Source organism: Cellulophaga sp. F20128, from assembly GCF_023015805.1.
Taxonomy (GTDB): Bacteria; Bacteroidota; Bacteroidia; order Flavobacteriales; family Flavobacteriaceae; genus Cellulophaga.
The window spans coordinates 1-12,680 of sequence record NZ_JALKBA010000014.1 but is presented as its reverse complement, the minus strand read 5'-3'; the positions used below and the strand labels follow the sequence as shown (position 1 = coordinate 12,680).

The 12,680-nt window shown below is 35.6% G+C and carries 7 protein-coding genes; 3 read left to right on the top strand and 4 right to left on the bottom strand.

All coding sequences use genetic code 11. The features are described 5' to 3' along the window. Positions 1 to 97: 97 nt before the first annotated feature. From MWU65_RS12910 to MWU65_RS12900, 3 genes are all read right to left on the bottom strand, one after another. Positions 98 to 1,954, bottom strand: a complete 1,857-nt coding sequence (locus MWU65_RS12910; protein ID WP_247078499.1) for a M1 family metallopeptidase — start codon at positions 1,952 to 1,954, stop codon at positions 98 to 100. Between the two features lie 5 nt (positions 1,955 to 1,959). After that, on the bottom strand, positions 1,960 to 3,600 hold the full coding sequence (locus MWU65_RS12905; protein WP_247078498.1) for a S8 family peptidase: 1,641 nt from the start codon (positions 3,598 to 3,600) through the stop codon (positions 1,960 to 1,962). 80 nt (positions 3,601 to 3,680) lie between these two features. Continuing rightward, positions 3,681 to 4,541, bottom strand: coding sequence for an MBL fold metallo-hydrolase (locus tag MWU65_RS12900; protein WP_247078497.1), 861 nt, complete (start codon positions 4,539 to 4,541; stop codon positions 3,681 to 3,683). Positions 4,542 to 4,834: 293 nt separating this feature from the next. Between MWU65_RS12900 and MWU65_RS12895 the strand changes: the two genes are divergently transcribed. Then, entirely contained in the window at positions 4,835 to 6,712 is a 1,878-nt protein-coding gene (locus tag MWU65_RS12895) for a sodium:proton antiporter (RefSeq protein ID WP_247078496.1), read from the top strand. Positions 6,713 to 7,536: 824 nt separating this feature from the next. On the opposite strand, the gene lepA is transcribed toward MWU65_RS12895, so the two are convergent. Then, positions 7,537 to 9,333 carry a translation elongation factor 4 gene (gene lepA, locus MWU65_RS12890; RefSeq protein ID WP_247078495.1) on the bottom strand — a complete coding sequence of 599 codons (1,797 nt, stop codon included), beginning with the start codon at positions 9,331 to 9,333 and terminating at the stop codon, positions 7,537 to 7,539. 262 nt (positions 9,334 to 9,595) lie between these two features. Between lepA and MWU65_RS12885 the strand changes: the two genes are divergently transcribed. Both MWU65_RS12885 and MWU65_RS12880 read left to right on the top strand, forming a co-directional pair. Then, entirely contained in the window at positions 9,596 to 11,491 is a 1,896-nt protein-coding gene (locus MWU65_RS12885; RefSeq protein WP_247078494.1) for a histidine kinase, read from the top strand. Further along, positions 11,492 to 12,256, top strand: coding sequence for a LytTR family DNA-binding domain-containing protein (locus tag MWU65_RS12880; RefSeq protein WP_247078493.1), 765 nt, complete (start codon positions 11,492 to 11,494; stop codon positions 12,254 to 12,256). The last annotated feature ends 424 nt before the right edge of the window (positions 12,257 to 12,680 follow it).

Sequence of the window (12,680 nt, the reverse complement as noted above, 5' to 3'; positions counted from 1 at the left end):
CTAAGATTTTAATACGCTTTATTTTTGGAAAAAGACAAAATAAAAAATCCGTTTAAGGTGGCGAACCTTAAACGGATTTTCATACTATAAAGCAAAATTACTCTGCTTGATAGGTATTATTTTCTTGGTTTACATCTGCCATTAAACCAGAAGGATCTATAACTATCGCTTTAATTTCACTTCGTGGTTTGTCAATACTAAAACTATAATTAGAATGTGCCCAAGGCCAGTCTGGTAAAACCGTTCTTTTTAAACTTGGGTAAGGATTTTCTTTTTCGCCACGCATCATACGTAAAGGGGCATAGAAAGTTTCAGTGGTATCGTCTGTATAAACAACCAAAATATCTAAAGGCATAGGCATTAAACCGATGCGTTCTAAAGATATTGTTGTTTTATTCTCTTCTGCAGCTACATCTTTAATACCGTAATCAATTGTATTTGTAGTTTGTGTCCAATCGGTTAAATACCAATCTAACTCCATCCCAGATACCTTTTCTGCAGTTCTTTTGATATCGTTTGGTGTTGGGTGTTTAAATTTAAAATCGGCATAATACTTTTTAATGGTCTTCATTAAATTTTCTTGTCCAATAACATACCCTAATTGTGCTAAAAACACAGCCCCTTTACTATAGGCCGCAATACTATAAGGCATATTAGAATCATAACGATCTGCGTGTGTAGTTTGCGGCTGCTCTTTACCAGATTTTACTACATAATAGTATCCTCCATAAGAACCTTCAAACGGGTTATCTTTTTTCTGATCCATCACCTCATTCATACACAAAGCAGAAATAAAAGAAGTAAAACCTTCATCCATCCACTCATGTTTTGCTTCATTGGTTGCCAATATGTGTTGAAACCAAGAGTGGGCCATTTCATGAGCAGTTACTCCAACAAGACTTCCAAATTTACGTTCCCCTGTAATTAAGGTACTCATTGCGTACTCCATACCACCATCACCACCATGGATTACAGAATACTGATCGTATGGATATTTACCAATGTTTTTGCTGAAAAACTGCATCATTTCAGCTGTTTTTGGCTGTAAATTTTTCCAGTTTTCAATGATTTCTGGGTTGTTTTTATATAAAAAGTGAAGCATTGGTCCATCTTCAACTTGTAGTGTATCGTGGATATAGTCGGGATCTGCTGCCCACATAAAATCATGTACCATAGGCGCCTTAAAATGCCAAGTAAGTGTTTTTCCACGTTGTTTTTTTACTTTGGTTCCCGGAGTTTCATAGCCATGTCCAATTTCATTCGGGTTTTGTAAATAACCAGTTCCACCAACAGTATAATCCTTATCTAGGGTTAGTTTTACATCAAAATCTCCCCAAACACCATGAAATTCTCTTCCGATATAGGGGTCTGCATGCCAACCTTCAAAATCGTATTCCGCTAATTTAGGATACCATTGGCTCATAGAAAGCGCTACACCTTCTTTACTGTTACGGCCAGCTCTACGAACCTGAACTGGTACCTGCCCAGTAAAAACCATATCAAAAGTAGTTTTAGCACCCGGAGCAATTGGTGAAGCCAATGCTACTACTAAAACAGTACCTTCTAGGCTATAGCTTACATTCTTACCATCTTGCTTTAAAGAGGATACTTTTAAATAGCCTATTTCATCTTCCGTCAACTTCTCTATTCTACTGTTTTTGTCCTTATCAGTCATTCTTCCGTCAGGATCAGCAATACTATGCAAACGCGCATCCATTTCACTCCCTGGTTGAAAAGCATTAAAGTACAAATGGTAATACACTCTGTCTAATTCATCAGGAGAATTGTTGGTGTACACTAGCTTCTGTGTCCCGCTGTATTTAAAATTTTCCACGTTCATATCCACCTCCATCGTATAATCTACGTGTTGTTGCCAATACGACGTATTTTGTGCCGAGAGCGGTGAAAATAGTGTTGTAAACACTACTAAGAGGGTACCTAATAATTTTTTCATATCAATTATAATTTTGTTTGTCCTTTAGAAACACTTTCGGCTAATAATAGTGCGTTGTAAGCATTCACCATTTTACCCGATTTAGAAATGTTAGCAAGTGTATTGCTTTTAGATGGGTCACCACCTATAACAACTTTAGTCTTTGTTGCAATCCCAGATTGCAAGATGATGGCTTTAACCTGAGCTGCAGTAAGTTTTGGATATTGTGAACGGATCAATGCAGCAACACCCGCAACTGCTGGAGCAGCCATTGATGTTCCTCCTTGAAATTCATACTCATTTCCAGGCATGGTAGAATAAATAGCATCACCAGGAGCAAAGACATCAACATTTATTTTTCCGTAGTTTGAAAAACTTGCAAGCATAGAAGAACCATATTTATTAGACAATGCACCCACAGTAATTACGTTATCTGCAAATTCAGGACCATTGTTTACTTGGTCGTTTGGGTAATTCGGGTTTTTTGAATAATCGTCCAAATCTGCACCGTCATTTCCAGCAGCATGAATAAATAATACATCATTTTCTGCTGCATACTTTAATGCTTCATAGACCCATTCTGCTTTTGGAGAAAAGGCCTTTCCAAAACTTGCATTAATCACTTTGGCGCCATTGTCTACGGCATAACGAATTCCTAAGGCAATATCCTTATCGTACTCATCACCATTTGGCACTGCTCTAATACTCATTAATTCTACATTGTTGGCAACCCCGTTTACCCCTTTTCCATTGTTGCGTTCTGCAGCAATGATCCCCGCTACGTGCGTTCCGTGACTTTCACTTTCTACTCTATTTACAGGGTTTCCGTTACCGTAATTGGTATCGGTAATATCATATGGGTTGTCACCTACAAGCTTTCTACCATCAAAATCTTTATTGAGGTTGTAATTTGCTTGATCTGCAAAATGAGTTATACCGCCGTTTAATTCTTTTATTACTTCGGCAATAGTGTCCTTTATGGTAAACATTTGAAGAAGTATACTAACATTACGTTGCATAGCTTCGTCTGTAGGTTTAACAGCTGACACCTCTTTCTGAGTATAGATTTCTTTCCCTAATTCTTTTTGCATTGCTGCATCCGCACCTTTTACAGCTTGTAAAATTTGCTCGTATTGTTGTTTGTTTGCAAGTGCAGCAGGGTAATCTTCATCTATTTTAGCTTGTGCTTTAGCTTGTAAAGCAGCATCACCCAGACCTAATCGCAAGATACGTGCAGACTCCAATTGTTCGTTATAAGATTCTGCTAGAAAGTTATATCCGTGAACATCATCTACAAATCCGTTTTTATCATCATCTTTATTGTTTCCTGGAATCTCCTTTTTATTAGTCCACAAAACATTTTTTAAATCCTCATGGTTCAAATCCATTCCAGAATCCATTACCGCAACAATTACGGTGCTTCCTTTTTTGTTGCCAATAAGTTCAGTATAGGCTTTATCTATACTCATTCCAGGAATGGTGTCTGAGGCAAGATCAGCATGGCCCCATGTCTTTTTTTGTTGATCGGTAAGATCGGTTATTTTTAAGGGTAAAGCATCTATATTTTCAACAGGAGTTGATACCAATACGGGTGCAGATCCACAGCCTGCCATAAATAAGGCAGCAGCGGTAAAGCCTAAAACAGATTTTGTAATTCTGATATTCATATAAAGTTAATTTAGATTTTGTGTTTTTAAATGGGGCTCAATTTACGAAATTCTTTATTGACAGCAAGAAATGGTCGTTGTTATCCAAAAAGTGAATCGAAGGTAAAAAGTTCAGCTGCACGAACTCCTTTTTCTGTATGTTTCACTGTACAGATTTGGTGGTGCGCATCATGTTCTAAAATTAAATGAAAGTTATTGTCAGCGGCGGTATTTAAAAATACCTCTTTTTCCGATAAGGTAAGTAAAGGTCTTGTATCAAAACCCATAACGTAAGGTATGGGCAAATGCCCAACAGTTGGCAATAGGTCTGCCATAAAAACCAAGGTCTTACCCTTGTATCTAATATGCGGAATCATTTGCTTTTCAGTATGACCATCTACATATAAAATATCGAAACCAAGCTCAGATTCTGTGACAAAGGTTGTGGCGTTTGGCTTTAAAAATTGCAACTGTCCACTTTCTTGCATAGGCATTAAGTTTTCTTTTAAAAAGGATGCTTTTTCGCGAGCATTTGGATTAATGGCCCAGTTCCAATGATTTTCGTTGGTCCAAAAAGTAGCATTTTTAAAAGCAGTTTCATACCCTGTTTTGTCTTTGTTCCAAACAGCACATCCACCACAATGATCAAAATGCAGATGGGTTAAAAAAACGTCGGTAATATCTTCTTTGTTAAACCCCAATTGCTGTAATGATTTGTCTAAGGTATGATCTCCGAATTGGTAATAATACCCAAAAAATTTATCAGATTGTTTGTTTCCCATTCCTGTGTCAATTAAAATAAGCCTTTGGCCATCTTCAATTAATAGGCAACGGGCTGCCATATCGATCATATTATTAGCATCTGCAGGATTGGTCCTGTTCCAAAGAGATTTTGGTACAACGCCAAACATAGCGCCGCCATCTAATTTAAAATTGCCAGTTTCTATTGGGTAAATTTTCATAATTACAAAAGTAGGAAAAGCGGAGAGTTTCCAAGATATTATGCTATGTTAACTTTATTGTAAAATTTAATTGGCTAAAACAAGTTATATATTTCTGCATCGGCGGAACACCCGAAGTCTTTGACTTTTGTACATCAAATAACAAAAAAGCGTAAGAATTCATTAAGAAATAAGGGTTTTAGTTGCTTTAAATTATTTTAAATTCAAAAAAACACACTAATACAAGAAAAGTAATGCACTCTGGAAATGAGTTTTTAAAATTAAAACATTAAATTTCGAAAAAATATATATAGATGTTAGAATTAGCAGGAATTATTATTCTTGGAATATTAGCACAGTGGGTAGCTTGGAAATTTAAAATTCCAGCTATTTTACCATTAATTTTAATAGGATTATTGGTTGGTCCTATTGCTGCAGAATTTATCAATGAAGACGGAAGCAAATGGATAGAACCTATTTGGAATGGAGAAAAAGGGTTATTCCCAGGAGATAGCTTATATTATTTTGTCTCACTTGCTATTAGTATTATTCTTTTTGAAGGTGGATTAACCTTAAAGCGTTCTGAAATTAAAAATGTAGGACCAGTAATTACCAAATTAATTACCATTGGTTCTGCCATTACTTTTTTTGGATCTGGGATTGTAGCTCATTATGTTTTTAACCTAAGTTGGGATTTATCGTTCTTATTTGCAGGGTTAATCATTGTTACCGGACCCACTGTAATTACCCCAATTTTACGAAATATTCCGCTGAAGAAAGATGTCTCTGCTGTATTAAAATGGGAGGGTATTTTAATTGATCCAATAGGGGCATTGGTTGCCGTTTTGGTGTTTGAGTTTATAAGCGTTGGTGGCGATAGTGGCTTTACAAAAACAGCGTTTACCGAGTTTGGAAAAATTGTGCTTTTTGGAACAACTTTCGGATTTACTTTTGCGCATGCCCTAGCATTTGCTATTAATAAAGGCTTTATTCCGCATTATTTGTTAAACGTAGTATCACTTTCTACCGTATTATTGGTATTTGTAGAATCTGAATTATTTGCCCACGAGTCTGGTTTATTAGCTGTGGTTGTCATGGGAATGGTATTGGGAAATAGTAAGATTGATAACCTTAAAGAATTGCTCTACTTTAAAGAATCTTTAAGTGTATTATTGATTTCCATACTATTTATTCTTTTGGCGGCAAATATTGATATTGCGGATTTAATGTTGCTTTATACTTGGAAAACTGCAGTGCTTTTTGCGATTGTAGTCTTTGTAATTAGACCATTGGCTGTTTTTGTAAGCACCTATGGCTCTAAACTAAACCTTAATGAAAAACTATTTATAAGTTGGGTAGGGCCACGTGGTATTGTTGCAGCAGGTATTGCTTCATTGTTTGGAAGTAAATTAATGCGACAAGGGGTAGAAGGAGCAGAATATATTACACCCTTGGTTTTTATGATTGTATTAGGAACAGTGTTGTTAAACGCCACAACAGCCCGTTTATTTGCGCGGTTAATTGGTGTGTTTTTAACAAAATCTGAAGGTATTTTAATTGTTGGAGCTTCTAAATTACCACGATTATTAGGGCATTATTTGGTAACTAATGGAAGGCATGTGGTGCTAATTGACAGCAATCAAAATAATATAGATAAGGCAAAAGAATTAAATCTGGAAGCGTTTATAAATAATATTTATTCAGATACTCTTTCTGATAATATTGAATTAAATGATGTAGGCTATATCATGGCCATGACTGGAAATTCTGACATTAATGCGTTTGTTATTGAAAAATTTAGCAAGGATTTTGGTGAAAATGGTTCGTACAGGTTAGTGACCTCTGACGAAATGAATTTCCCGGAAAAAAGCCCCAAAGAAGGCTTATTTTCTCCTACCGATGATTATATTAATTTAACCGAAGTTACGCGGCGGTACCCTGCAATACAAGAAATAGATATCGATGATGCAGCTCATTATACTAGCCTAATAGAAATGGCGAGTAAGGAAAAGTTTATGATTCCCTTATTTTTAAAAGATGATGAAGGAGAGTTACATATTATTTCAGTTTACGATACAAAAGTAGAAGAGATAGGGCAAAACTATAAATTGGTTTATTTAGGGAAACCTTTAGATGTGGAGAAAGTGGCTAATGAGGAGGTAAAATCATCATCTAAAATAGGTCCTTCGTAGTTGAAAAAATAAAATTTTTAAAATAATTGGTACTGGGAGAATAAGTGTAGCAATTTGCTTTTTGATGGTTGATAGGTATTTGCCTTCATAGTTTTGGACATAATACTTATTGTAACCTATAGCTGTCAGTTCGAGTGATTTTGAGGTACGAAAAAATTGTATCGAGAACAATGATAATCCTAATGCTTCTCGATAGTTCTGCTGAGCTTGTCGAAGTACTAATTATTTCTACGCTATGGCTACAAAATAATTCACTCGAAGGGACATTGCAGCTAAAATGTTGAGGGTAACTAGATGTCCCTCGACTATTCGGGGCGAGTGCTTCGACCGTAGGGAGAAGTGTATCGACAACTAATTGAAACGAAATGGTCTTCTCTTTCTTTTTCCATTGATGAAAAAGAAACAAATAATCTAGACTGACACTGTTAGTGGTTTGTTGACGGTTGATCGTTGATAGGTATTTGTCTTCATAGTTTTGGAGATAATACTTATTGTAACCTATAGCTGTCAGTTCGAGTGATTTTGAGGTACGAAAAAATTGTATCGAGAACCATAATAACTCAAAGGCTTCTCGATAGTTCTGCTGAGCTTGTCGAAGTACTAATTATTTCTACGTTAAGGCTACAAAATAATTCACTCGAAGGGACATTGCAGCTAAAATGTTGAGGGTAACTAGATGTCCCTCGACCATTCGGGGCGAGTGCTTCGACCGTAGGAAGAAGTGTATCGAGAACCATTAAAATGAACAATTTACGCGCTCCCAAAGGGTTTGGCGCATAAAGAATTTAAATTAAAAAGGCTTCCAAATTTGGAAGCCTTTTTAATTAATCGTTTAGTTTAAGAACAGCCATAAAAGCCTCTTGTGGCACTTCTACGTTACCCACTTGTCGCATTCGTTTTTTACCTTTTTTCTGTTTCTCTAACAATTTTCGTTTTCTAGAAATATCACCACCATAACATTTAGCCGTTACATCTTTACGCAAGGCTTTTGTAGTTTCTCTAGAGATTATTTTAGCACCAATGGCTGCTTGAATTGGAATATCAAACTGCTGTCTCGGTATTAATTCTTTTAACTTTTCGCACATTTTCTTGCCAATGTATACGGCATTGTCTGCATGTATTAAGGCCGATAAAGCATCAACAGGTTGTGCGTTAAGTAAGATATCTACACGCACCAATTTAGAAACACGCATACCAATAGGCGTATAATCAAAAGAAGCATATCCTTTAGAAACCGTTTTTAATCGATCATAAAAATCGAAAACAATTTCTGCCAAAGGCATGTCAAAAGACAACTCAACACGCTCTGGTGTTAAATAGTTCTGATTTGTAATTTGTCCTCTTTTTTCAATACACAAAGACATAACGTTACCCACAAAATCAGATTTTGTAATAATGGTTGCTTTAATATAAGGTTCTTCTACACGGTCTACACTAGACGGATCTGGTAAATCTGTAGGGTTGTTTACAATAAGTGGCGTTTCTGGATCCTTACGTGTAAAGGCGTGGTAGCTAACGTTTGGTACAGTCGTAATAACCGTCATGTTAAACTCTCGCTCTAAACGTTCTTGTATAATCTCCATGTGCAGCATTCCTAAGAATCCACAACGGAAACCAAAACCAAGGGCAGCACTACTCTCTGGAGCAAAAACCAAAGAGGCGTCATTTAATTGCAATTTTTCCATGGAAGCACGCAATTCTTCAAACTCATCCGTATCTACAGGATAAATACCGGCAAAAACCATAGGTTTTACATCTTCAAAACCACTGATAGGATTTTTTGTAGGGTTTACAGAATCGGTAATGGTATCCCCAACTTTTACTTCACGCGCATCTTTAATACCCGTTATAAGGTAACCAACATCACCCGCTTTAACGCTTTGTTTTACAACCTGACTTAATTTTAGGGTCCCTACTTCATCAGCAAAATAGCTTTTATCAGTAGCCACAAATTTTATTTTCTGACCTTTTTTAATTTCACCATTGATAACTCTAAAATACGTCTCTACACCACGGAACGGGTTGTAAACCGAGTCAAAAACCAAGGCTTGTAAAGGTTCATCTACATTTCCTTTTGGTGCCGGAATACGGTGTATTACAGCCTCTAATATTTTATCTACTCCAAAACCAGTTTTACCACTAGCGTGAATAATATCCTCAGGTTTGCATCCTAAAAGCTCTACAATATCATCAGTAACCTCTTCTGGGTTTGCGCTGGGTAAATCTATTTTGTTTAGTACGGGAATAATCTCTAAGTCGTTCTCTAAAGCCAAATACAGGTTAGAAATTGTTTGTGCCTGTATGCTTTGTGCAGCATCTACAATAAGCAAGGCACCTTCACAAGCAGCAATAGACCTAGAAACCTCATAAGAGAAATCTACGTGACCGGGAGTATCAATTAAATTCAATACATATTTTTCTCCTTCAAATTCGTAGTCCATTTGTATGGCGTGCGATTTAATGGTAATACCACGCTCGCGTTCCAAGTCCATACTATCTAAAAGTTGGTCTTGTTTTTCGCGATCTGTAACAGAGCCAGTAAAATCTAAAAGCCTATCGGCTAAGGTGCTTTTTCCGTGATCTATATGTGCAATTATGCAAAAGTTTCTAATGTTCTTCATTTCTCTTCGTAAACTAACTGCAAATATAGTTGTTTTTTAACTGTAAAAGGCTATTGTTTTTTAAGCTGTACACTTCGGGTTTAGCCTATTGCGGTTGCCTAAGCCTATAGCGGCAAGAGAACACTGCTCATAAAAGTAAAGGGAAGCTTTGGTTTGGGATTGCCTTGCAGTTGACCAGCCAATTTTGCAGTTTGCAAGAAAGCTGTTGGAGACAGACAGCGTTTGAAGTTCATTTGTGGTATAAATAATTAAATTTACCGTTATGAAAAGAATAATGTTTTTTTTATTGCCACTTCTAATAGTTAGTAACTGTTTTTCTCAAGAACAAGAAAAATTACCTAAACAACCTTGGACCGATATTATTGAAATGAATAGTCATGAACATACTCCAATTACGAAGTGGGTAACAGATATAAATGTAGTGTTAGAAGGTGTTTATACGAATGCAGATGCTTTAGTAGTAGCAAAAATTGTAAAGAAGTTAGATTCATTAACTGAAACCATTTCAATTAAATTTACGAATAGGGAAGTCCCAAATTTAAAAATCCTTTTTTTAGACAGTCCAATACTTGAAGACGGTAAAATTAATAGTATTGTCAATAGTCGATTACTTGAAGACGGTAAAATTAATAGTATTGTCAATAGTCGATTTACAAGCCAACAAGGAGGTTATATCAGTGGAGAAATTTATGTGTATAAAATAGACAAAACAGACGTAGAAGTTCAAAATACGTTGGAATCAAGACTAGCTAAAGCAATTGTTAATGGAACATTTATTCGACCAATAAAAGAAGGAAAAAGAAACAGTATTTTTAACCCTGTAGTAGGATTTAATAACGATACTATTCTGTTGAATCAGGAAGATATTGCCATTATTAAGACTGTTTATGCAAACGATTTTCAAAAAAAACTAGATGTTGCTGAAAAGCAATTTGATATAGTTTTAAAGAACCTCCGAAGTGAAAAAATCCCCAATCGAGATAGAACAATTTGGTGGGTAAAAAACCCCTGGGCAATTCTTATATTACCTATACTTGTTTTACTTTTAATTTTCGTTTTTCTTCTTAAGAAAATTAATCAAGCATTATCTTCCAAAATTAAAAATGATTGGTTTCGTTTTGGTGTTATATCTTTTATTACATTGTTATTTGCAGATATTTTAATAATCCTATGCATTTCCTTTGATGATTTTTTAACGATACCTGACAAATATCAAACAATGGGGGTCTTTAGAAATGACACATTAATATCAACGTCACTTTTACTTTTAGTCATCGTATTTCCCTTTTTATTTTTACTTCGTTTTATAGAATTAAAAATAAGTCAGAGTTCTCAGAAACTTTTCACAAAAACTAGTTTAATATTCTTATCATCAGGTTTTTTGCCATTCATTATATTCTTTATGTTTATGTATTTTACTGGTAGTATCGATGGTAATCGTAGATACTATTTTATATCTCTAGTGTTTATATATTTAATGGCATTTGCTTTAATACGCCCCTTTATTAGCTATTTTATTTTTAAAGAGCGTAACTTAATTGTAGAAAATGAAATGAAACTCTCAACACTAAGAGAGTTAAAAACAAAGGCAGAATTAAAATCTCTACAATCGCAGATTAACCCACACTTCTTATACAATTCCCTGAATTCTATTGCTAGTTTGGCGCCCATAGATCCCGATAAAACTCAGCAAATGGCGTATTCCCTCTCTAATCTGTTTAAATACAGCATCAACAGAAAAGATAAAAAAATGAATACCATTGGGGATGAAATTGCTATGGTAGAAAACTATTTAGAAATAGAGAAAATACGCTTTGGAGAACGCTTAAACTTTTCGGTTACTGTGGCTAAAGCACTTGAAGAAGTAGAAATCCCCTTGTTTTTAATTCAGCCTTTAATAGAGAATGCCATTAAGCACGGCTTGTCTAAAATAGAAGGGCAAGGAATCATTTCGCTACAAATTGAAAAAGGAACAAGCGGAATTACAATTGACGTTACAGACAATGGCCCTGATTTCCCCGAAGGATTAGTCAGTGGACATGGCTTACAAACCGTACATGATTTATTACGCCTAAGTTATGGGGATAAGGCAAGCTTAAACTGGAAAAATTCGCCCACAAAAACAATTACCATAACCATTCCTGAAACCCATATATAGATGAGCAAACCGTATTTAACCCTAATTATAGATGATGAGCCGCCAGCAAGAAAAGGCTTGCTTAATTTATTGAGTCATTTTCCAGAAACCTTTCAAGTCCTGGATCTGGCCGAAAACGGAACAGACGCCAAGGAGAAGATCACAAAACTAAAGCCAGATGTAATCTTTTTGGATATTGAAATGCCGGGCCTATCCGGTTTTGAACTCTTGGAACAGTTAGAAACCATTCCCATTGTAATTTTTTGTACGGCCTATGACCAATACAGCTTACAAGCATTTGACACCAATTGTGTAGATTATTTGGTAAAACCCATACAGTTAGAGCGATTGCAACAGACGGTAAACAAACTAAAATTATTTAAAAAAAGTGATGTGGTTCCCGAAGCCGTGTTAAAAGCGCTACAGGAAATCTCCAAGCAAAAGGAGGCCAAACTTATGACATCTATCACCGTTAAAAAGCGCGACAAATTGGTTTTTGTTAAGCTAGAGGACATTTCTCATTTTGAAGCGGATAAAAATTATACTACCATATATACAGATGAAGGTACGCACCTCATTGAAGAGTCTTTGGCTAGTTTAGAGGTGAAATTACCTGCAAATTTTTTACGAGTGCACAGAGCCATAATTATAAATACGGATGGAGTTAAGGAAGTTCAGAAATACTTTAATAGCAGGTATAGTATTACGTTAAATAACGGAAAAAAGTCGGCCATAACAACCGGAAGAAGTTATAATGAAGCTGTAAAAAGTTGGATGGGGGTTTAGTAATTGATAGTTGTTGGTTGACGGTTGATTGTTGATGGTTTTTAGGCCTGATAATTTTTGACATAAAATTTGATGTAACCTAAAGCGGTCAGTTCGAGTGTTTTTTGTGGAATAGAATGGAACAAAAAATGTATCGAGAACCAATTGAAACGAAAAGGTCTTCTCTTTTCTTTTTCCATCGATGAAAAAGAAACAAAAAATCTAGACTGATATTGTTAGTTGTTGGTTGACGGTTGATCGTTGATAGGTATTTGCCTTCATAGTTTTGGAGAAAATACTTATTGTAACCTATAGCTGTCAGTTCGAGTGATTTTGAGGCACGAAAAAATTGTATCGAGAACCAATTGAACCAAAAATGTCTTTTCTCTATCTTTTTCCATCGATGAAAAAGAAACAAAAAATCTAGACTGACAAAACCAATGCT

Coding starts and splice junctions, on each gene's coding strand:
- MWU65_RS12910 (WP_247078499.1), bottom strand. CDS start 1,954: ATGAAAAAATTATTAGGTACCCTCTTAGTAGTGTTTACAACACTATTT.
- MWU65_RS12905 (WP_247078498.1), bottom strand. CDS start 3,600: ATGAATATCAGAATTACAAAATCTGTTTTAGGCTTTACCGCTGCTGCC.
- MWU65_RS12900 (WP_247078497.1), bottom strand. CDS start 4,541: ATGAAAATTTACCCAATAGAAACTGGCAATTTTAAATTAGATGGCGGC.
- MWU65_RS12895 (WP_247078496.1), top strand. CDS start 4,835: ATGTTAGAATTAGCAGGAATTATTATTCTTGGAATATTAGCACAGTGG.
- lepA (WP_247078495.1), bottom strand. CDS start 9,333: ATGAAGAACATTAGAAACTTTTGCATAATTGCACATATAGATCACGGA.
- MWU65_RS12885 (WP_247078494.1), top strand. CDS start 9,596: ATGAAAAGAATAATGTTTTTTTTATTGCCACTTCTAATAGTTAGTAAC.
- MWU65_RS12880 (WP_247078493.1), top strand. CDS start 11,492: ATGAGCAAACCGTATTTAACCCTAATTATAGATGATGAGCCGCCAGCA.